This window comes from Geminicoccus sp. (assembly GCF_035556675.1).
Lineage (GTDB): Bacteria > Pseudomonadota > Alphaproteobacteria > Geminicoccales > Geminicoccaceae > Geminicoccus.
This window is the reverse complement of the sequence record NZ_DATMFZ010000042.1, coordinates 1-19362: the sequence shown is the minus strand read 5'-3', so window position 1 is coordinate 19362 and position 19362 is coordinate 1. Positions and strand designations below refer to the sequence as shown.

The 19362-nt window shown below is 69.4% G+C and carries 23 protein-coding genes and 1 other RNA gene; 19 read left to right on the top strand and 5 right to left on the bottom strand.

Annotation, left to right across the window (positions count from 1 at the left end):
* On the bottom strand, nucleotides 1–579 hold a 579-nt coding region (locus VNS22_RS03160; protein WP_325729535.1), incomplete at its 3' end, for a 1-deoxy-D-xylulose-5-phosphate synthase N-terminal domain-containing protein.
* A gap of 194 nt (nucleotides 580–773) precedes the next feature.
* Here VNS22_RS03160 and VNS22_RS03155 point away from each other — a divergent pair.
* The 8 genes from VNS22_RS03155 to VNS22_RS03120 all read left to right on the top strand — a co-directional run bounded on the left by VNS22_RS03155 (nucleotide 774) and on the right by VNS22_RS03120 (nucleotide 7891).
* Nucleotides 774–1064 (top strand): DUF4164 family protein, encoded by a 291-nt coding sequence (locus VNS22_RS03155; protein WP_325729533.1) that lies wholly within the window; start codon nucleotides 774–776, stop codon nucleotides 1062–1064.
* 5 nt (nucleotides 1065–1069) lie between these two features.
* Nucleotides 1070–1417, top strand: coding sequence for a cell division protein ZapA (locus VNS22_RS03150; RefSeq protein WP_325729531.1), 348 nt, complete (start codon nucleotides 1070–1072; stop codon nucleotides 1415–1417).
* Between the two features lie 10 nt (nucleotides 1418–1427).
* Nucleotides 1428–1584, top strand: a non-coding RNA gene (gene ssrS / locus VNS22_RS03145) — 6S RNA.
* Nucleotides 1585–1643: 59 nt separating this feature from the next.
* Nucleotides 1644–2234 (top strand): 5-formyltetrahydrofolate cyclo-ligase, encoded by a 591-nt coding sequence (locus VNS22_RS03140; protein WP_325729529.1) that lies wholly within the window; start codon nucleotides 1644–1646, stop codon nucleotides 2232–2234.
* A 34-nt stretch (nucleotides 2235–2268) separates the two neighbouring features.
* Entirely contained in the window at nucleotides 2269–3087 is an 819-nt protein-coding gene (locus VNS22_RS03135; protein WP_325729527.1) for a TIGR00282 family metallophosphoesterase, read from the top strand.
* A gap of 48 nt (nucleotides 3088–3135) precedes the next feature.
* Nucleotides 3136–4320, top strand: coding sequence for a class I SAM-dependent rRNA methyltransferase (locus VNS22_RS03130; RefSeq protein ID WP_325729525.1), 1185 nt, complete (start codon nucleotides 3136–3138; stop codon nucleotides 4318–4320).
* 99 nt (nucleotides 4321–4419) lie between these two features.
* Nucleotides 4420–6561 (top strand): peptidase domain-containing ABC transporter, encoded by a 2142-nt coding sequence (locus VNS22_RS03125; RefSeq protein ID WP_325729523.1) that lies wholly within the window; start codon nucleotides 4420–4422, stop codon nucleotides 6559–6561.
* Nucleotides 6562–6577: 16 nt separating this feature from the next.
* A complete protein-coding gene (locus VNS22_RS03120; protein WP_325729521.1) occupies nucleotides 6578–7891 on the top strand; it encodes an HlyD family type I secretion periplasmic adaptor subunit in 1314 nt (437 codons plus the stop codon).
* Nucleotides 7892–7910: 19 nt separating this feature from the next.
* On the opposite strand, the gene VNS22_RS03115 is transcribed toward VNS22_RS03120, so the two are convergent.
* The 3 genes from VNS22_RS03115 to VNS22_RS03105 are packed head-to-tail and all read right to left on the bottom strand — an operon-like array spanning nucleotide 7911 to nucleotide 10145.
* Nucleotides 7911–8255 carry a hypothetical protein gene (locus VNS22_RS03115; protein WP_325729519.1) on the bottom strand — a complete coding sequence of 115 codons (345 nt, stop codon included), beginning with the start codon at nucleotides 8253–8255 and terminating at the stop codon, nucleotides 7911–7913.
* 7 nt (nucleotides 8256–8262) lie between these two features.
* Entirely contained in the window at nucleotides 8263–8682 is a 420-nt protein-coding gene (locus tag VNS22_RS03110) for a hypothetical protein (RefSeq protein WP_325729517.1), read from the bottom strand.
* The gene (locus VNS22_RS03105; protein ID WP_325729515.1) at nucleotides 8679–10145 is read right to left on the bottom strand and encodes a HAMP domain-containing sensor histidine kinase; all 1467 of its coding nucleotides are present in this window, start codon (nucleotides 10143–10145) and stop codon (nucleotides 8679–8681) included. Before VNS22_RS03105 ends, VNS22_RS03110 begins: the two co-directional genes overlap by 4 nt.
* 262 nt (nucleotides 10146–10407) lie before the next feature.
* Here VNS22_RS03105 and rpmH point away from each other — a divergent pair, with 262 nt between their 5' ends.
* From rpmH to argB, 6 genes are read left to right on the top strand one after another with little or no spacing between them, the layout of a single operon-like run.
* The gene (gene rpmH / locus VNS22_RS03100; RefSeq protein WP_027135962.1) at nucleotides 10408–10542 is read left to right on the top strand and encodes a 50S ribosomal protein L34; all 135 of its coding nucleotides are present in this window, start codon (nucleotides 10408–10410) and stop codon (nucleotides 10540–10542) included.
* 13 nt (nucleotides 10543–10555) lie between these two features.
* Nucleotides 10556–10915, top strand: a complete 360-nt coding sequence (gene rnpA / locus VNS22_RS03095) for a ribonuclease P protein component (RefSeq protein ID WP_325729511.1) — start codon at nucleotides 10556–10558, stop codon at nucleotides 10913–10915.
* Nucleotides 10912–11172 (top strand): membrane protein insertion efficiency factor YidD, encoded by a 261-nt coding sequence (gene yidD / locus VNS22_RS03090; protein ID WP_325729509.1) that lies wholly within the window; start codon nucleotides 10912–10914, stop codon nucleotides 11170–11172. The genes rnpA and yidD overlap by 4 nt, the downstream gene beginning before the upstream one ends.
* A 21-nt stretch (nucleotides 11173–11193) precedes the next feature.
* On the top strand, nucleotides 11194–12921 hold the full coding sequence (yidC, locus tag VNS22_RS03085; protein ID WP_325729508.1) for a membrane protein insertase YidC: 1728 nt from the start codon (nucleotides 11194–11196) through the stop codon (nucleotides 12919–12921).
* Nucleotides 12918–13607 carry a ribosome biogenesis GTP-binding protein YihA/YsxC gene (gene yihA, locus VNS22_RS03080; RefSeq protein ID WP_325729507.1) on the top strand — a complete coding sequence of 230 codons (690 nt, stop codon included), beginning with the start codon at nucleotides 12918–12920 and terminating at the stop codon, nucleotides 13605–13607. The genes yidC and yihA overlap by 4 nt, the downstream gene beginning before the upstream one ends.
* The gene (argB, locus tag VNS22_RS03075) at nucleotides 13604–14491 is read left to right on the top strand and encodes an acetylglutamate kinase (RefSeq protein ID WP_325729505.1); all 888 of its coding nucleotides are present in this window, start codon (nucleotides 13604–13606) and stop codon (nucleotides 14489–14491) included. Before yihA ends, argB begins: the two co-directional genes overlap by 4 nt.
* Before the next feature lie 82 nt (nucleotides 14492–14573).
* Here the strand turns inward: argB and VNS22_RS03070 are convergent, their stop codons facing one another.
* Nucleotides 14574–15470 (bottom strand): tellurite resistance TerB family protein, encoded by an 897-nt coding sequence (locus VNS22_RS03070; RefSeq protein ID WP_325729503.1) that lies wholly within the window; start codon nucleotides 15468–15470, stop codon nucleotides 14574–14576.
* Between the two features lie 88 nt (nucleotides 15471–15558).
* Here VNS22_RS03070 and VNS22_RS03065 point away from each other — a divergent pair, with 88 nt between their 5' ends.
* The 5 genes from VNS22_RS03065 to VNS22_RS03045 all read left to right on the top strand — a co-directional run.
* Nucleotides 15559–16755, top strand: a complete 1197-nt coding sequence (locus VNS22_RS03065; RefSeq protein WP_325729501.1) for a phosphoglycerate kinase — start codon at nucleotides 15559–15561, stop codon at nucleotides 16753–16755.
* A gap of 47 nt (nucleotides 16756–16802) precedes the next feature.
* Entirely contained in the window at nucleotides 16803–17162 is a 360-nt protein-coding gene (locus tag VNS22_RS03060) for a hypothetical protein (RefSeq protein WP_325729499.1), read from the top strand.
* A 76-nt stretch (nucleotides 17163–17238) separates the two neighbouring features.
* The gene (locus VNS22_RS03055) at nucleotides 17239–18162 is read left to right on the top strand and encodes a class I fructose-bisphosphate aldolase (RefSeq protein WP_325729497.1); all 924 of its coding nucleotides are present in this window, start codon (nucleotides 17239–17241) and stop codon (nucleotides 18160–18162) included.
* Entirely contained in the window at nucleotides 18159–18779 is a 621-nt protein-coding gene (locus VNS22_RS03050; protein WP_325729495.1) for a thiamine phosphate synthase, read from the top strand. Before VNS22_RS03055 ends, VNS22_RS03050 begins: the two co-directional genes overlap by 4 nt.
* 44 nt (nucleotides 18780–18823) lie before the next feature.
* Nucleotides 18824–19362 (top strand): inositol monophosphatase family protein (locus VNS22_RS03045; RefSeq protein ID WP_325729493.1); only part of this gene is annotated, 539 nt, incomplete at its 3' end.

Sequence of the window (19362 nt, the reverse complement as noted above, 5' to 3'; positions counted from 1 at the left end):
CACCTTGCCGTCGATCGAGATGCCGTTGTCGTCCCAGAGCACGATCAGCTTGTTGAGCTTCAGATGCCCGGCGAGCGCACCTGCCTCGTGGCTGATGCCCTCCATCAGGCAGCCATCGCCGGCGATCACGTAGGTGTGGTGGTCCACCAGTTCCTTGCCAAACCGGGCGGCCAGATGCGCCTCGGCGATCGCCATGCCCACCGCGTTAGCAAAACCCTGGCCCAGTGGGCCGGTGGTGGTTTCGATGCCCGGCGCGTGGCCGTACTCGGGATGGCCTGCGGTCCGGGCGCCGTACTGGCGGAAGTTGCGGATGTCCTCGATCTCCACGCCTTCCACGCCCGTCAGGTAGAGCAGGGCGTAGAGCAGCATCGAGCCATGCCCGGCCGAGAGCACGAACCGGTCGCGGTCGGGCCATTTCGGATCGCGCGCGTCGAACTTCATGTGCCGGGTGAACAGCACGGTGGCCACCTCCGCCATGCCCATCGGCATGCCGGGATGACCGGAGTTAGCCTGCTCGACGGCATCCACCGCCAGGAACCGGATCGCATTGGCGAGATCGAGGGTAGCAACGTCGGTCATCAGCGGCAGTCGTCAGGTGGAGGTGGCTGGCGGTGACGGGAAACTCCGTCCTGCGCGGTGGGCATCCCCCGTCGATCCCGAAAAATCAACACCTTCTTGGCGCCGACCGTGGCGCCCTGGCCGTTGACGCCGCGCCCGGGCCTGGGCAAGACCATGGCGTTGCCCGATTTGCGATGGGGGCCGGCGCGCGGCACATGACCTCACTTGATGCCGCCAGGGCGAGACTGGATCACGCGCTGGCACGACTGACCGAGGGCGTGGCTGCCAGTTCCGCGCAGGCCGCCCGGCAGGTCGAGTTCGTGGAGCGGGCAGACTATGACGCGCTGCTGCGCGAGTACCAGGCGCTGCGCCAGGAGCGCGACGGGCTCGCAGCGCGTCTCGAAGCCGCCGAACAGCGCATGGCGGATCTCGCGCATACTGCCGACGAGTTGGGCCGGCGCCTGAACGACGCGATTCTGCGCGTCGAGCGTCTGATGGAAGGCTGACCCCGATGGGCATGGTCGATGTCACGGTCAATGGCCGCACCCACACGGTACAGTGCGACGACGGCCAGGAAACCCGGCTGCGGCGCCTGGCTCAGTATGTGGACGGGCGGGTGCGCGAGCTGGGCGGCGCCAATGGTCAGATCGGCGACCTGCGCCTGCTGGTGCTGACCAGCCTGATCATCGCCGACGAGCTGTCGGACGCCTATGACGAGATCAAGCGGCTGCGTGCCTCGCTCGCCGAGACCAGCAAGACCGGCGAACAGCGGCTCAGCGAGGAGCTGCAGCGGGTCGCCGAGCAGATCGAGCGCTTGGCCGACGCCTGTCACCTTGCCGAACCGGCGCCCGGCACCTAGATTCGGCATGGCGGCGCTGCCCGGTTCGTTAGTGTCCATCATATGCGCCTGGGCCTTCGTTCCAATCGGGAGCTGTCCCTGATGTGACCGTGGTCACGTTACATGGCGCCCACCTGCGTAGCAGGTCCCAGGAACAGTCGGATCACGACGGCCAGGGCGGCGTCCGCCACTTCTCTACCTCCTCCCGCACCCGCGGTGCTTCGCGGTGCCGTGAAGGCTAGCCGCGTTGGCCGTTGCTCCATCTGCTCCCGCCGAGAAGGCGCTGCTGCGCAACCAGGTGCTGGCGGCGCGTGCGGCCTTGGCGGTGGCGGACGCCCAGGCTGCCAGCCGCATGGCCGCCTTGCATTTCCTGCGTGCGGTCGAGCTTTGCCCGGCGCGTGCGGTTGCCCTGTTCTGGCCGCTCCAGGACGAGATCGATACCAAGCCGTTGCTACGCGCCCTCCATGAGTTGGGCGTGCCCACGGCCCTGCCCCGCATCACCGGTCGGTCCGAACCGCTGCGCTTTCATTGCTGGTATTCGGGTGAGCCGCTGGTGGCCGGGCCGTTCCGGGTCCAGGAGCCGCCCGCCGGCGCGCCCGAGATCCTGCCCGCAGTGATCCTCACGCCGCTCCTGGCCTTCGATGCCAGGGGCTACCGGCTGGGCTGGGGCGGCGGCTTCTACGACCGGACCATCGCCATGCTCCGCGAGGCAGGGCACCGGCCGCTTTGCATCGGCTATGCTTTCGCCTGCCAGGAAGTGGACCGAGTACCGACCGAGCCGTTCGACGAGCCGCTCGACATGGTGGTGACCGAGACCGGCTGCAGGCATATTCGCTGACCGGCCGACGCCGACCTTTCTGGAGTATTCAGCTTTGCGCATCTTGTTCGTGGGCGATGTAGTCGGCCGTTCCGGCCGGGCGGCCATCGAGCGGCACCTGCCGGACCTGCGCCGCCGGCTGGAACTGGACGTGGTGGTAGTCAACGCCGAGAACGCCGCTGGGGGCTACGGGCTCACGGCCAAGATCGCGCAGCGCCTGTTCGAGCTCGGTACCGACCTGATCACGCTCGGCAACCATGCCTGGGACCAGCGCGAGCTGCTGGTCCATATCGAGAACGAGCCGCGGATCGTCCGCCCGCTCAACATGATGCCGGGCACGCCCGGCCGCGGGATAGGCGAGCTGCGCCTTGCCGACGGGCGACGGTTCGTAGTCCTGCAGGTGCTGGGCCGGCTGTTCATGGGCCTGGCCGACGACCCGATGCGCGCCCTGGAGGCCGAGCTCGCCAGCCTGTCGCTGCCGGGCACCGCCGACGCCATCCTGATCGACGTCCATGCCGAGGCGACTAGCGAGAAGCTGGCGCACGGCCACGGCTTCGACGGCCGGGTGAGTGCCGTGGTCGGCACCCACACCCATGTGCCCACCGCCGATCACCGCGTCCTGGCCGGGGGCACCGCCTTCATCACCGATGTCGGCATGACCGGCGACTACGACAGCGTGATCGGCATGGACAAGCAGGCCTCGCTGGAGCGCTGGCGCTCGCCCCTGCCGGGCAGGAAGATGGAACCGGCGCAGGGCGAAGCCACCTTGTGCGCCGTGCTGATCGAGACCGACGACGCCACCGGCCTGGCCCGGCGGATCGAGCCGGTACGCATCGGCGGTTCGATGCCGAGCACGCTTCCGGCGCCGCACTGACCAGCCAACATCCCGACCCGTCCATCCGTTCTGCCGACCGAGCCCCCAATGTCCCTGCCGATCATCCATGTCCTGCCCGACCACGAGCGCCGCCTGCGCAGCGGCTCGCCCTGGCTCTACAGCAACGAGATCCGCCCGGAGGCGGCGCTGCGCAGCCTGGAGCCGGGCTCGCTGGTCAAGGTGGCCTTCGCCGACGGCAAGGCCTATGGCCTGGCCCACTACAATCCGCACTCCCTGATCGCGGCACGCATCCTCACCCGCTCGCGCGACGTGGAGATCGGCCCGGCCTTCTTCGAGCGGCGCCTGGCCCGGGCCCTGGCCCTACGCGAAATGCTGTTCGACCAGCCCTATTACCGGCTGGCTCATGGCGAGGCGGATGGCCTGCCCGGCCTGATCGTGGACCGCTACGGCGACACGGTGGTGGCGCAGGTCAACACGGCCGGCATGGATCGGGCGCAGGAGGACTGGCTCCAGGCACTGGACCGGCTGCTCAAGCCCAGCCGGATCGTATTCCGCGGCGATGCGCCGGTCCGGGCGCTGGAGGGCCTCGCCGAGGACGTGCGGGTGGTCAAGGGCGACCCCGAAGCCCGTACCTTCGTCGAGGAGGACGGCCGGCGCTTCCAGGTCGACCCGGTGGGCGGCCAGAAGACCGGCTGGTTCTACGACCAGCGCGCCAACCATGCCTTTGCCGCACGACTGGCGGCCGGGCGCGAGGTCTTGGACGTCTACAGCTATGGCGGCGGCTTCGGCCTGGCGGCTGCCGCGGGCGGTGCTGCGTCGGTGCTGATGGTCGACCGCTCGCAGGCGGCACTCGACCTCGCCGCCGCCAGTGCCGAGCTGCAGGGCGTTGCCGGCCGCTGCAGCTTCCAACGCGCCGATGCCTTCGACGCCATGGACCGGCTCGGCAAGGAGGGGCGCCGGTTCGGCCTGGTGATGTGCGACCCGCCCGCCTTCGTGAAGTCGCGCAAGGACCTGAAGGCCGGGCTCAAGGGCTATCGCAAGCTGGCGCGTGCTGCGGCGGCGCTGACCGCCGAGCAGGGCTTCCTCCTGGTGTCCTGCTGCTCCCACAATGTCGATGCCGAGGCCTTCCTCGGGGAGATCTGGGCGGGCATTCGCGAGGCGGGGCGCGGCGGCCGCGTCGTCCATCGCGCCGGCGCCAATGTCGACCACCCGATCCACCCGGCGCTGGTCGAGACCGTGTACCTGAAATTCCTGGTCTGGGCGCTCGACTGACGGACAGCTATTTCAACCATTAATGTTGCAAATGGCCGGTTTTATCTCCTATTAGGATACATGGCGTTTCGCCATGCTCCTGATGGGTGACCGCTCGCCATGTCCACGAGCAAGCTGCGTGCTCCTGCGGCCGAGAAGGATCCTGGCGGCACCGATCCGCTCCTGAGCGCGTTCGCACGGCTCACCGTGCTGCTCGAGCGGCCCGTCGCCATGGCGGAGATCCTGGCGGCCGCTCCCTGCCCCGACGGGCCGGTGGACCGCCGCCACTTGGCCCGCCTGGCCCACCGGCTGGGCTTCGACGTAGCGGTGACGGCACCCAGCCCCCGCCGCGTCCCGGGCCTGCCCGTCCCCTTCCTCGTGCTGGGCAAGGACCCGGGCCAGGCCTGGATCGCGACGGGGGTGAGCGCTGCCGGCGTGGTGCTGACGGACGCCCAGGGCGGGCAGCCGCGCAGCGTGGATCTGGCCCAGTTGCCAGAGATCGCGGCGGAGATCCTCCTACTCCGGCCGGCAGAGCGCGAATCGGCAGAGGCCGGCTCCTGGCGCACCGTCCTGCTCGGCAGGCTGCGCCCGGTGCTGGCCGAGCTGGTGCTGGCCTCCGTGGTGGTCAACCTGATCGCGCTGGCCGCACCCTTGTTCATGATGGTGGTCTACAACAAGGTCGTGGGTCACGCGGCACTCGGCACGCTCGACGTGCTCACCGTGGGCATGGTGAGCCTGGTTATGTTCGAGCTGGTGCTGCGCGCGGTGCGCGCCCACATCGCCGCCCATGCCGGTGCGCGCCTGGATGCTGCCCTGGGCGCCGAAATCATGCACCATGTGGTGCGCCTGCCGTTCCGTGTGTTCGAGCAGATGTCGGCCGGGCAGATGGTGGAGCGGCTCCGCCAGCTGGAGCCGATTCGCAGCTTCTTCACCTCGCAGATGCCGCTGGTGCTGGTCGACCTGGCATTCTCCCTCCTGTTCCTGGGCGCGGTGACCGCACTCGACCTGCGTCTCGGGCTGACCGTGCTGCTGGCGATCCCGCCCTTCTTCCTCGTTTCCTGGCTGGCGCACCGGCGCCAGGGTCGGCTGCTCCGCGCCCATTTCCGCGCCCAGGCCGCCAAGGCCGCCGCCATGGGTGAGACCGTGCTGAATGCGCTCACGGTCAAATATCTGGGCCTGGAGCCGGAGATGGAGCGCCGGTTCGAGAAGCGGCTGGCCGAGAGTGCCTGGACCGGCTTTCGTGCCGGCGAGCTGTCCGGCTTGGCCGCGGCCCTCTGTCTCGGTCTGCAGCAGGCCGCGGCGCTGGCCCTGGTCTATGTCGGTGCCCGCCTGATCGTGGCGGGCGAACTCACCATCGGCGCGCTGGTCGCCGCCAGCATCCTGGGCGCCCGGGCACTGGCACCGCTGCGCCAGATCTTCGGCGCATGGCGGGAGCTGCAGACGGTACGCGAGGCGTTCGCCCGGCTGGACACGTTGATGGGTGAGCCGATCGAGGGCAGCGAGGCGCGGGGCCAGGGCGATGTCCGGCTGGCGGGCCGCCTGCAGCTGGACGGCGTGAGCTTCGGCTATCGTGGCGATGGTCGCCCTGCGGTGGACAACGTGACGCTCGCGGTCGAGCCCGGCCGGATCGTCGGCATCACCGGTGCACCGGGCTCGGGCAAGAGCACGCTGGTCAAGCTGCTCCTGGGTGTGGAGCAGCCGACCGCCGGCCGGGTGCTGATCGACGATTTCGACGTGCGCCGGCTGAGCCCCGCCGTCTACCGCTCGCAGATCGGCGTGGTCCCGCAGGACGTGCAGCTCTTCGCCGGGACGATCGCGGAGAACATCACGCTGGGTGCGCCCGACAAGAGCTTCGCCCGGGTAATCGCGGCCGCCCGCTTCGTGGGCCTGCACGAGGCGGTCCAGCGCATGGCCGAGGGTTACGACACCAGGTTGGGCGAGCGCGGCACCGGCCTGTCGACTGGCCAGCGCCAGCTGGTGGCGATCGCCCGGGCCCTGGTGCGCAACCCGCGCATCCTGGTGCTGGACGAAGCGACCAGTGCGCTGGATGCGGCCACCGAGGAACTGTTCCTGGTCAATCTCCGCCGGGCCGCCGCCGGACGAACCATCGTGCTGGTGACCCACCGCATCGCCGCGCTCACGATGTGCGACCAAGTGGTGGTGCTGGGCCATGGCCGGATCACCCGCCAGGGTCCGGCCGCCGAGATGGTGGCCCAGCTCTCCGGCCGCGCCCAGCGCACCAACCTCCACGCCGTTTCCTGACCTGCCGGAGGCTGCCATGGCGCTGCTCGCCAGCTGGACCGACTTCCTTCCCGATGCCCAGGGCCTGATCGAGCGGCGTGCCTCGCCGCTGGCGCGGGTGCTGGTGGTGACGATCTCCGCCCTGTTCGCCGCACTCATCGGCTGGATGGCCTGGGCCCAGGTCGAGCAGGTGGTCCGCGCCGAGGGGCAGGTCGAGCCGGTCGGCCGGGCCAAGGTGATCAACCACCAAAGCGGCGGCCGGATCGCTGAGATCCTGGTCCAGGAGGGTCAGCACGTCGAGGCGGGTGCGGTGCTGGTGCGCTTCGATCCGGAGACTCGCAACGGGGAACGGCTGGACGTGGAGGCGCGGCTGGCCGAGGCGAGCGCGGCGGTGATTCGGCTGCAGGCCGAGGCGGACGGGCGGGAGCCGGATTTCGCGGACCTCGCCGGCAGCGCCAATCCGGCCCTGCTCCAGGAGCAGCTCCGGCTCGCTCGTGCGCGCATGGAGGCGCTGGCGGGAGAAAAGCAGGTCCTGGCCGAGCAGGTCCGGGCCAGGACCGCGGAGACCCGGGCCGCGGCCGCGGAGATCGCCCGGCTGCGCGACAGCCTCAGCCTGCAGCGCCAGCAGCTGGAAGCGGTGCGCGAACTGGCGGCACGCGAGCTCTACCCGCGGATGAAGCTAGTGGCAGTCGAGCAGCAGGTGGCAGAACTGGCGGGCGAGCTGGCCAAGGCCGAGCAGCAACTGGTCAGCGCCCGCGCCGAGCTGGAGGAGACCCGCAACCGGGCAGGCTCGATCGACAGCGAGCGGCGCTCGCGCACGCTGGGCGAGCTGGCCACGGTGACAGCCGAGCGCGACCGCCTGGCCCGGCAGCTCCAGAACCAGGAGGCATTGCTGCGCGGCCTGGCGGTGACGGCTCCGGTAGCCGGCTTCGTTCAGGACATCCAGGTGAGCGCCACCGGCCAGTCGGTGGCCGCTAACCAGCCGATCATGAAGCTGGTCCCATCCGGCGAGGGGTTGGTCGTGGCGGCGCGCATCCGCAACGAGGATATCGGCCATCTGAAGGAAGGCATGGCCGCCCGGGTGAAGGTCCACGCCTTCGACTTCGTGCGCTACGGCGCGCTGGACGGCCGGCTGGACAGGATCGCGCCGGATGCCAGGCGCGAGCGGCCGGACGGGCCGCCGGTCTACGCGGTGACGGTAGTGACTGCGGCGGAAGCGGCGGCGCATGGCCCCAGGATCCAGCCGGGCATGCTGGTGGACGTCGAAATAGAGGTCGGGCGGCGCACCGTGCTCAGTTACCTGACCGACCAGCTCCAGCGGATCGGCGACGAGGCGTTCTCCGAGCTTTGAGCCGGCCCGCCGGCACCGGTCAGCGCCGCTCGCCGCTCATCGACATCACGTGTCCCTGATAGAGCATGAAGGTGCGGGTGCCGGTGCCCAGGCAGGACTGCGCCACCCCGTCGCCGCGGCGCCGGTCCACCCAGCGATAGTCGGCCACCACCGTCATCCGGTCGCCCTCCTGACCGGTGATCTCGGCACTCGTCAGCCGCATCTCGGGCAGCGGGCAGCGCCCGTCCTCCTCGATGCCGTGCCGGGCGTAGTAGCGCTCCAGGGCCACCGCCAGGCCCGGATGGTCGGGCAGCGGGTCGCCCGCGGCACAGCCGATCAGCAGCAGGCCCGGCAGGATAGCCAGCCCGCACGTCCACCTCGTCATCGCCATCTCATCGCCGTCGTTGCTCACCCGTCATCGACTGCACCTGCATGCCGGCCGGGCCACGCACGACGGTGAACACCCGGGAGTTGAAGCCCTGGCAGATGCCGGCCTGGACACGGCCCAGTTCGGGATCGAAGCCGGAGTTGCGGTCGTCTCTCCACGCGTAGCGAACGCCGATCACCAGCTTGTCCGGGGTTTCCTCCAGGACTTCCCACTGGGTGATCGACATGCTCGGCAGGACACAGCGCGCGCCCTCCTCCCAGGCATGGTCGCGATAGAAGCTCTCGATCTTCCAGCGCAGATCCGTATAGGGCCCGAGGTCGCGGGTACCTGCGCAGCCGATGAGCAGGAGCGCCAAGCTCAGCCCCAGGGCCCGGCACGTCCTGCCGGCCGGCCAGCGACGATAGAAGAGGAACTCCCGGTTCATAGCGCCGTCTCCCTGGCCGCCGGGCGCGGGGCCGACTGGCGGCGCTGCGGCAGGCGCAGACGAAACGTCGTGCCGGTGGGGCCGGTTTCCGCCAGCTCGATCTCGCCGCCATGGCCGCGCATGATCTCGCGCACGATTGCCAGGCCCAGGCCGCTCCCGCCCAGCTTCTCCTTGGCCCGGAACGGGTGGAACAACCATTGCAGCGTGCCCTGCGAGACGCCCGGTCCGTTGTCGGCGACGTCGATCCAGACATGGCCTTCGGCGCGGCCTCCCTGGATGGTGATCCGGCCGTCCGGCCGGTCACCCAGCGCCTCGTAAGCATTGCGCAGCAGGTTCTGCAGGGCACGGAACATCTGGTCCCGGTCGGCATGGAGCACCAGCTCGTCCGGCACGTCGATCTTGAGGCGCACCCGCGATTCCTTGGGTGGCGGGGTGGCATCGTCCACCTCCTCCGCCAGCCGCGCCAGGGCGAAGTCGGTCTCGACCAGGCGTGGCTTCTCGTCCCGGGCAAACCGCAGCACGTCGGTGCACAGGCGGGTCGCCCGCTCCAGGCTGTCGATCAGCCTGGGGGCGATCCGGCGCACCTCCGGGTCCTGGCTGCGCTCGAGCGTGTCGGACAGCAGGACGGCGGTGGAGAGCATGTTGCGCAGGTCGTGGTTCACCCGGCTGACCGCGGCTCCCAGTGTCGCCAGCCGGGTTTGCTGGCGCAGGGCCGCGCGCACCTCGGTCCGCATCTCGTCGACCGCCCGTTCCAGCCCGCCGATCTCGTCGTCCCGGTCGCTTACGGGATGATCCAGGCTCTCGTCCTCGGGATTGGCATGGAACGCCATCACCTCCTGCGAGATCCGGATGATCGGCGCCACGATCCAGCGGTCCAGGGTGAGGACAAGCGCCCAACCCAGGGTAAGGGTCACCAGCAGCGACACCAGCGCCATGTCCAGGGCATGGCGCAGGGTCTGGGCGCGCAGCTCGTCGTCGGTGGTGAACACCTCGACCAGCGAGCCCAGCTGGACGGGCGAGCGTTGCACCAGCACGATCTCCCGCCCGCCGCCGAACAGCAGCAGGTCGAAGGCCTGCGCGATCTTGGTGGCGATGCCCGGCGGACGGTCGAGGTCGAACACCCCGTCGATCTCGCTGCGCTCGAAGATCGTGCCGACCCGCCACTCCGTGTTGTCCGAGCGGACGATCAGCCCGTTGCTGCGCAGGCTGTGCATCAGGTTCAGGATCTCGTCCGGCGTCGAGGTGTTGGTGCCGTCGGGCGCGAACGGGCGCATGATCGCGATCGCGTCGGCCACGAGCATGTCCTGGGTCATGTGCCGTTCCAGCCGCTCGTAGCGGTAGGTCGCCACCGACCAGGTGAGCACGGCCAGCTCCACGCAGACCAGGATCGCGACCACCAGGACGATGATCTTGGTCTTCAGGCTGCGCCGGGCCGGCTGCAACTGCTTTGCCGCGTCGTACAATCCGCTTCTTCCGATCGCATCCGCTACGGCGGCGCACCCGCCCGGACCGGCCAGCCCGACAGGATAGACCCGCGGTGTGCGGACGCAAGGCCGGCCGACCGAAACACATCCCCGGCGACGTCTAAAGGTGACACGCACATTTGACAAATGCGCGCCAACACCCCTATCAGCAGCCCCGACGTCGCCGGCGGCTGCCGACGACGCTGGTTGCGTCGAGTTCGATGCGGCGCCTGTTATCCCTCTCAGATGTCGAGTAACGCTCGTGAAGCGGACTTATCAGCCCAGCAAGATCGTGCGGAAGCGCCGCCATGGCTTCCGTGCCCGCATGGAGACGGTCGGCGGCCGCAAGGTGATCGCGCGCCGTCGCGCCCGCGGCAGGAAGCGCCTGTCGGCCTGAGCCCGGAGGCGGCGTGGCAGCGACCGAGGTCCTGAAGAAGCGGCCCGATTTCCTGCGGGTCGCCAAGGGCCGGCGATGGCACGGCAGCGGCATGGTCGTGCAGTATGCTGCACGGGTCGTGCCCGACGAGCGCACCGGCGTCGGCTTCACCGCCAGCCGCAAGGTCGGCGGTGCGGTGGTCCGTAACCGCGCCAAGCGGCGTCTGCGCGCCGTGGTGCGGGAACTGGTGCCTGCGGCGGCCCCGGCCGGTCTCGACCTGGTCCTGATCGCCCGGCCGCAGACCGCGACACTGCCCTACGCCGTGCTGCGCGAGGACCTTACGCAGGCTCTGGCCAAGATCCGGGCCGGCACCAGCGGGAACACCCGGCGGTGACGGCGGCGCGGATCGTCACGGCTTCGCTGTTCGGCGCTTGGCGGCTGCTGGTTTCCCCCCTACTGGGACCTGCCTGCCGCTTCGAGCCCAGTTGCTCGCGCTACATGCAGCAGGCGATCGACACCCACGGGCCGCTGCACGGCCTGAGCCTGGGGGTCGTGCGCCTGTGCCGGTGCCATCCCTGGGGTGGCTTCGGCTTCGACCCCGTCCCGCCTCGGCGGCAGCGCCCGGCCTGTTCGGCCGGGCAGAAAGTCTGATCGCCTGGAGATCGAGCTCATATGGGCGACCAGCGTAATCTCATCGTGGCCATCGTCTTCTCGGTCGCGATCATCCTGGGCTTCCAGTATTTCTACGAGCTGCCGCGCCTGCGCCAGGCGCAGGAGCAGCAACAGGCCGCGCAGAGCGTCGAGGAACTGGCCAAGAACCAGCCGGCCAATCAGGCAGCAGCCGACCAGTCAGCACCTGGCGCTGCACCAACCGCGGGCGCGGCGGTCGAGAACGCGCCGCGGATCCAGATCGACAATGGTCGGCTCGACGGCACCCTGTCGCTGAGGGGTGGTCGGATCGACGACATCCGGCTGGTCGACTATCGGGAAACGGTGGAGCCGACTTCCCCTGAGATCCGCCTGCTGGATCCGGTGCGCGGCCCCGGCGCCTATTTCGCCGAGTTCGGCTGGGTCGCCGATCAGGCCAATCCGGTCGCCGTGCCCGGCGCGGACACGATGTGGCAGGCCGATGGCGAGGCCGTGGGTGCCGGCAAGCCGGTCACCATGACCTGGGACAACGGCCAGGGCCTGACCTTCGGCAAGACGCTGGCCCTCGACAACGACTTCATGTTCAAGATCGGCCGGTCGGTGCGCAATGACACCGATCAGCCGGTGACGCTGCATCCCTATGGCCTGATCGGCCGCTGGGGCACGCCGCACACGCTGGGATACTACATCCTCCACGAAGGCCCGATCGGGGTCTTCCAGGAGCGCCTGGAGGAGCCGAACTATAAGGATGTCGTCGAGGAGCCGCACCAGTACGACACGACCGGCGGCTGGCTCGGCTTCACCGACAAGTACTGGCTGACCTCGCTGGTGCCGGACCAGGACCAGCCGGTGAAGGCGTCGTTCCGCCACGTGCAGGACAACGGGCTCGACAAGTATCAGGCCGACTATCTGGGCGAGGCGATCACCATCGCGCCCGGCCAGACCTTCGAGATGACCGAGCACCTGTTCGTCGGCGCCAAGGAGGTCAACCTCCTCGATCGTTACAGCGACGAGCTGAACATCCCGCTGTTCGACCGCGCCGTGGACTTCGGCTGGTTCTACTTCCTGACCAAGCCGTTCTTCCACATCCTGAACTGGCTCTACCACGCGACCGGCAATTACGGCATCGCGATCCTGGGCCTGACCCTGCTGGTGAAGATCGTCCTCTTCCCGCTGGCCAACAAGTCGTACAAGTCGATGAGCGCCATGAAGGCGCTCCAGCCCGAGATGGAGAAGCTGCGCGAGCGCTTCGCCGACGACCGGCAGAAGATGCAGGTCGAGCTGATGGCGCTCTACAAGCGCGAGAAAGTCAACCCCGTGTCGGGCTGCCTGCCGATCCTGGTGCAGATCCCGGTCTTCTTCGCGCTCTACAAGGTGCTGTTCGTCTCGATCGAGATGCGCCACGCGCCGTTCTTCGGCTGGATCCGGGACCTGTCAGCACCTGATCCGACCACGATTTTCAACCTGTTCGGCCTGATCCCCTGGGATCCGCCGGCCTTCCTGATGATCGGCATCTGGCCGCTCATCATGGGCGCCACGATGTTCGTGCAGCAGAAGCTGAACCCGCAGCCGCCCGATCCGCTGCAGGCCAAGCTGATGCAGTACCTGCCGCTGATCTTCATCTTCATGTTCGCCACCTTCCCGGCGGGCCTGGTGATCTACTGGGCGTGGAACAACACGCTGTCGGTCCTGCAGCAGTGGTACATCATGAAGCGGCACGGCAAGCCGAGCCCGGCGCCCGCCAAGACATGAGCGGCGCCACCGGCCCCGACGACGAAGCAGCGGCCCGCCTGGAGGCGGGCCGACTGCTGTTCGCCCAGTCGATCACCTTCATGCGCGGGGTCGCCGACCTCGCCCAGCTCCCGCCAGCCGACCTGCCCGAGGTCGCGTTCGCCGGCCGCTCCAATGTCGGCAAGTCCAGCCTGATCAACGCGCTGGTCAACCGCAAGGACATCGCTCGGGCCTCCAACACGCCGGGCCGTACTCAGGAACTGAACTTCTTCGACCTGGGCGGGCGGCTCGTGCTGGTGGACCTGCCGGGCTACGGCTATGCCGCCGCGCCCAAGCGCACCGTCGATGCCTGGAAGCGGCTGGTGACCCGGTTCCTGGCCGGGCGGGCGCCGCTGGCCAGGGTCTGCGTCCTGGTCGACAGCCGCCATGGCCTGAAGGACGTGGACACGGCCACGATGGAGACCCTGGCCAAGGCGGCGGTCCCCTACCAGGTGGTGCTCACCAAGTCCGACCAGATCCGTGGCGGGATGATCACCGACCGGCTGGCCGAGGTCGCCGACGCCCTGGCGCGGCGCATCGGTGCCCTGCCCGTGCCGATCCTGACCAGTTCCCAGAGCGGCGTCGGCATTCCCGAGCTGCGCGCCGAGCTGGCCTCCCTCGCCCGCCCGCCTGCCGAGCCGCGGCATCCGGAGACGTTGAGCCGATGACGACCGACATTCACCAGCTCGCCGCCACCCTGATCGAGGCGCTGCCCTATATGCGGCGCTACCAGGACGCAGTCATGGTCATCAAATATGGCGGCCATGCCATGGGTGACACGGCGGCGGCGCGGGACTTCGCCCGCGACGTGGTGCTGCTCAAGCAGGTCGGTATCAACCCGGTCGTGGTTCATGGCGGTGGCCCGCAGATCAAGGCGATGCTCGACCGTCTGGCGATCCGCTCGGAGTTCGTGGACGGGCTCAGGGTGACCGATGCCGCCACGGTCGAGGTCGTCGAGATGGTCCTGGCCGGCAAGATCAACAAGGAGATCGTGAACGCGATCCAGGCGGCCGGCGGCCGGGCGGTGGGCCTGTCCGGCAAGGACGGCCGGCTGATCCAGGCGACCAAGCTGACCCGCACTAGGCGGGATCCGGAGAGCCGGATCGAGCAGGTGCTGGACCTCGGCTTCGTCGGCGAGCCCAGCTTCGTCGACCGGACGGTGCTCGACGTGTTCATGGGCACCGACATCATCCCGGTGATCGCCCCGATCGGGGTCGGCGCCGAGGGCGAGACCTACAACATCAACGCCGACACCGCCGCCGGTGCGGTGGCGGGTGCGCTGGCTGCGCGCAAGCTGCTGATGCTGACCGACGTGCGCGGCGTGCTGGACGGGCAGAAGGAGCTGATCCCGAGCCTGTCCGCCGACCGTGCCCGACAGCTCGTCCAGGACGGGGTGATCGCCGGCGGCATGATCCCCAAGGTCGAGACCTGCCTGGCCGCCGTGGCGCAGGGCGTGGATGCCGCGGTGATCCTGGACGGCCGGGTCGCGCACGCGATCATCCTGGAACTGTTCACCGAAGGCGGCTTCGGCACCCAGATCGTCCGGTCCTGACAACCACCCTCCAGGCACTCCATGCCTGGAGGGCGGTGGCCTCGCCCGGCGCCAGCTTCGCGTTCGCCGCCCGACGAAGGGCTCAGGCCGGTGCCGGCAGGCCCAGCGCCTGGTGGATATAGGCACGCACGGCCGGCTGCAGGCCCAGCTTGGCCGAGAGCTGGTTCAGATAATCCTGTTCCTGGGGCGTGTCCGGCGTGATCGCCAGGGCGGAGGCGGCATAGACCTGGGCGGCTACCTCGATGCTCGGCACGGCGGCCACCAGCACATCCAGGTCCATGGGCTTGGCCAGCTCGCGCAGCACCCAGTCGCGCTCCTCCGCATCGGCGCCGTTCTCCTTCAGCTTGCCGACGATGTTGTTCATCTCGGCATCGTCGACATGGCCGTCCGCCTTGGCAGCCGAGATCATCGCCATCAGCATGAGCCGCTGGGTGGACTCGCTGGGTGCCGGGATGTCGTCCGGACTCACCTCTGCCGCCTGGCCGGGCTGGGCCGCCGGTGTTGCCTGGGCGGCCGGCGCGGCCGGCTGGGACTGGCCGAGATTGCGCAGCGCGTTCATGGCGATCATGCCGATCACGCCCATGGCGGCACCGCCCAGCATCCCGCTGGAGCGGCTGCCGCCTAGCATCGCGCCGACCAAGCCGCCCAAGCTGCCGCCACTCACCAAGCCACCCAGGCTGCCGCCGGACATGCTACCGCCCTGCGGATAGGAAGAACGGCCGCGTCCCCCACCGGAGAGATAGTCGCTGGCCATGCCGGCGAGGCCACCCAGGCCGCCGCCGCCCCCGCCGTGACTGCCACTCCGGCCGCCCAGCAAGTCACCCAGGCCACCGCCCGAGCCGCTGCCACCGCCGCCGAGCAGGCCGCCCAGCAGCCCGCCCAGGCCGGGCTGGCTACCGGCACCGCGCTGCATCCGCGTATGGGCGCCACGCGCCATGCCGGACTGAAGGATCTGCCCGATGAGATCGCCCGTGTTCATGTTGCCTCCTCGACGGCCTGCCTTAGGGTTCATGCCCGTGATGACCCGTGCTAGCTCCTCGAACCCGCAGCACGGAGGGAGGATCCCCATGGCCCGCTTCGAAACCATCGACCAGTTCGACCCGAAGGGGAAGCGGGTGCTCGTCCGCGTCGATTTCAACGTGCCCATGCAGGACGGCGAGATCACCGACGCGACCAGGATCGAGCGGGCCGCCGTGACGCTGAAGGAGCTGATGGGCAAGGGTGCCAGGGTCATCGCCCTGTCCCATTTCGGCCGGCCCAAGGGCAAGGTCGAGCCGGCCATGTCGCTGGAGCCGATCGCCCGCGCGCTGGGCAAGGCGCTGGGCGGGATCGATGTCGTGTTCGGCAAGGACTGCGTGGGCCCGGAGGCCGAAGCCGCGGTTGCGAAGGTCGGGGAAGGCGGGATCGCGCTCCTGGAGAACCTGCGCTTCCACGCCGGCGAAGAGAAGAACCAGAAGGAATTCGCCGACGCCCTGGCAGCCCTGGGCGACGTCTACGTGAACGACGCCTTTTCCGCCTCGCACCGGGCACATGCTTCGGTGACCGGACTGGCCGAGCGCCTGCCGGCCTATGCCGGCCGGCTGATGGAGGCCGAGCTGAAGGCATTGGGCGCTGCGGTGGGCGACGCTGACCGGCCGGTCGCAGCACTCATCGGCGGTGCCAAGGTCTCGACCAAGCTCGACGTGCTGGGCCATCTCCTGGACAAGGTCGACGTGCTGATCATCGGCGGCGGCATGGCCAACACCTTCCTGTTCGCGGATGGCGTCGAGATCGGCAAGTCGTTGTGCGAGAAGGACCTGGCCGGCAACGCCAGGGAGATCGCCGCCAAGGCCAAGGCCAGGAACGTCCGGATCGTCCTGCCGGTCGATGCGGTGGTCGCGACCCGGTTCGAGGCGAATGCGCCGCACCGGGTGACCGGGCTCGATTCGGTCGAGCCCGAAGAGATGATCTTGGACGTGGGACCCGAGAGTGTCGCCGCCGTGGAGGAAGCGCTGGCGCGCTGCAAGACCCTGCTGTGGAACGGGCCGATGGGTGCCTTCGAGGTGGCACCGTTCGACCAGGGCACCAATGCGGTGGCCAGGGCCGCAGCCAGGCTCACCCGGGAGGGCAGGCTCCAGTCGGTCGCCGGTGGCGGCGACACGGTGGCGGCATTGGCCCATGCCGGCGTGCTGGAAGAGTTCTCCTACGTCTCCACCGCCGGCGGTGCCTTCCTCGAATTCATCGAGGGCAAGGACCTGCCGGGCGTGGCGGCCCTGGCGCGCTGACCGCCCTCGCCGTCACCGTCCATCACGGCCGGCATCTGGCGGCCGTGATGGATGCGGAGTGCCAGCTGAAGCTCGCAATCCTGCCGGTGACGCCGCCGGGTGCGGTCGCCTATGCCGGGCCCGGCTTCTTCGCCGAGCTGGAGCGCCTGCACGGGCGCCGGATTCTCGCGGACTGCGGGGAGCGGGCCGGGGACGTGCTGGCCTGCCTGCGCAGCGGCCTGCGTCTCGTGCGCCATATCGGCCCGCGCGAGCGCACCGAACGGCTGGCGGCGATCGCCCGGGCACTGGGCGGCGAGCTGCGCCAGGAGATCGGCCTGCCCCTGCTCGCCATCGATTCGGCCGATGATCTGATCTCTCGTTGCCGGACGTGGCGCCGTGCGGCACCAGGAGCCATCCAGCCCGTTTGACGGCGCGACCTGCGCCGTGTTCTTAACCCGCGTGCGGTTCGAGCACCGGGTCCAAAGGCAAAGAAGGATGCTGACGATGCGTGTTACGCCGGCGGTGAAAAAGATCCTCTCGTATTACGAGAGCGAGAATCCCGGAGTGAAGTCGAACCTGGCCCGGCTGCTGATGCAGGGCAAGCTGGCCGGCACCGGGAAGCTCGTCATCCTGCCGGTCGACCAGGGCTACGAGCACGGCCCCGCCCGCAGCTTCGCCGCCAATCCCGCTGCCTACGACCCGCACTATCTGTTCGAGCTGGCCCTGGATGCGGGCCTGTCCGGCTATGCCGCACCGCTCGGCTCGCTCGAGGCCGGTGCGGACACGTTCGCCGGCGAGCTGCCGCTGATCCTCAAGGTCAACAGCGCCAACTCCCTGGCCAAGGGCATCGGCGATCAGGCGGTGACCGGCAGCGTCCGTGACGCGCTGCGCCTGGGCTGCGTCGCCATCGGCTTCACCATGTATCCCGGCTCCGACTACAATTACGGGATGATGGAGGAGCTGCGCGAGCTGACCCTCGAGGCCAAGGCCAGCGGTCTCGCCACCGTGGTCTGGTCCTACCCGCGCGGCGGCATGGTCACCAAGGCCGGCGAGACCGCGATCGACATCGTGGCCTACGCCGCGCACATGGCGGCACTGATGGGCGCCAACATCATCAAGGTGAAGCCGCCCACCGACCTGCTCGACCTGGAGGCCGCGAAGAAGGTCTACGAGGAGAAGCAGATCCCGCGCGCTACCCTGTCCGAGCGGATCGCCCATGTGATGCAGGCGAGCTTCAACGGCCGCCGCCTGGTGGTGTTCTCAGGCGGCGAGGCCAAGGGTGCCGATGCCCTGGTCGACGAGATCAAGCAGATCAAGGCGGGCGGCGGCTCCGGCTCGATCGTCGGCCGCAACGCCTTCCAGCGGCCCAAGGCCGAGGCGCTGGAACTGCTCGGCCGGATCATCGACGTCTATCGTGGCGACGCGTGAGCCTGCCGGACCAGGCCCAGGCGGACGAGGGCATCGAGGATGATCGGCTCCGGCTGATCATCCCCCTGCCCAGGGACGGCGACATGGCGGCCCTGGCACCGGTCCTGGCGGGCGGGCGGGTGGCTGCCCTCCTGCTGCCGCCCGGCGCGGACCCGGCGCCGGCCCGCCGGCTCGGCCAGGCGCACGGGGTCGCGGTGTTCGCGCGCGACGACCTGCAGCAGGCTCGCGCGTTGGACGGGCTCCTGCTGACCGAGCCGGAGCGGACCGCCGAGATGCGCGCGGTCCTGCCCCCGGACAAGGTGCTGGGCGTCCTGTGCGGCCTGGATCGCCACGAGGCGATGGAGGTCGGGGAGGCCGGTGCCGACTGGCTCCTGTTCGGCCGCGCCGACCGGGAGCCGGAGCGCGCGATCGAGCTGGCTGCCTGGTGGACCGAGTTGTTCGTCTTGCCTTGTGGCGTGACCGGGCTTATCGAGCCGTCCCACATGGTGACCCTGGTAAGCGCGAAGATCGCCTTCGCACTGCCGGGGCCGTCCTGCTGGCAGTCGGACGACCCGGTCCGCCTGCTCAGCGATCTCGACCAGGCGGTCGCCGCGGCCGACCCGGACGCCGTCCCTTAAGCGAGTTCCGATCCGTGCCCCGTCGTTCGCCTCATCTCGAAGTCATGGTCCGTGCCGTCGTGCGCGCCGCCCGCGGGCTGGCGCGCGATTTCGGCGAGGTCGAGCAGCTGCAATGGTCGGTCAAGGGGCCGGCCGACTTCGTTTCCGCGGCCGATCGCCGGGCCGAGCAGATCCTGGTCCAGGACCTGCACCGCGCCCGACCCGACTTCTCGATCCTGACCGAGGAAGGCGGGCTGCGCGAAGGCCGGTTCCCCGAGCACCGCTTCATCATCGACCCGCTGGATGGCACCACCAATTATCTGCACGCCATGCCCCACTGGGCGATTTCGGTGGCGCTGGAGCAGCATGGCGAGGTGACTGCCGGCTGCATCTACGATCCGGTGCGCAACGAGCTGTTCGCCGCCGACAAGGGCAACGGCGCCTACATGAACGACCAGCGGATCCGCGTCTCGCGCACTGCCGAGATCGACCGCGCTCTGGTCGGCTGCGGCCTGCCGGTGCGCGACTGGAAGGGGCGCAAGAGCTTCCCCGGCCAATACGAGCGGGTCGCCGACAAGGTGGCGGGCCTGCGCCGCATGGGCGC

Coding starts and splice junctions, on each gene's coding strand:
- VNS22_RS03155 (WP_325729533.1), top strand. CDS start 774: ATGACCTCACTTGATGCCGCCAGGGCGAGACTGGATCACGCGCTGGCA.
- VNS22_RS03150 (WP_325729531.1), top strand. CDS start 1,070: ATGGGCATGGTCGATGTCACGGTCAATGGCCGCACCCACACGGTACAG.
- VNS22_RS03130 (WP_325729525.1), top strand. CDS start 3,136: ATGTCCCTGCCGATCATCCATGTCCTGCCCGACCACGAGCGCCGCCTG.
- VNS22_RS03125 (WP_325729523.1), top strand. CDS start 4,420: ATGTCCACGAGCAAGCTGCGTGCTCCTGCGGCCGAGAAGGATCCTGGC.
- VNS22_RS03120 (WP_325729521.1), top strand. CDS start 6,578: ATGGCGCTGCTCGCCAGCTGGACCGACTTCCTTCCCGATGCCCAGGGC.
- VNS22_RS03115 (WP_325729519.1), bottom strand. CDS start 8,255: ATGACGAGGTGGACGTGCGGGCTGGCTATCCTGCCGGGCCTGCTGCTG.
- VNS22_RS03110 (WP_325729517.1), bottom strand. CDS start 8,682: ATGAACCGGGAGTTCCTCTTCTATCGTCGCTGGCCGGCCGGCAGGACG.
- yidC (WP_325729508.1), top strand. CDS start 11,194: ATGGGCGACCAGCGTAATCTCATCGTGGCCATCGTCTTCTCGGTCGCG.
- yihA (WP_325729507.1), top strand. CDS start 12,918: ATGAGCGGCGCCACCGGCCCCGACGACGAAGCAGCGGCCCGCCTGGAG.
- argB (WP_325729505.1), top strand. CDS start 13,604: ATGACGACCGACATTCACCAGCTCGCCGCCACCCTGATCGAGGCGCTG.
- VNS22_RS03070 (WP_325729503.1), bottom strand. CDS start 15,470: ATGAACACGGGCGATCTCATCGGGCAGATCCTTCAGTCCGGCATGGCG.
- VNS22_RS03065 (WP_325729501.1), top strand. CDS start 15,559: ATGGCCCGCTTCGAAACCATCGACCAGTTCGACCCGAAGGGGAAGCGG.
- VNS22_RS03060 (WP_325729499.1), top strand. CDS start 16,803: ATGGATGCGGAGTGCCAGCTGAAGCTCGCAATCCTGCCGGTGACGCCG.
- VNS22_RS03055 (WP_325729497.1), top strand. CDS start 17,239: ATGCGTGTTACGCCGGCGGTGAAAAAGATCCTCTCGTATTACGAGAGC.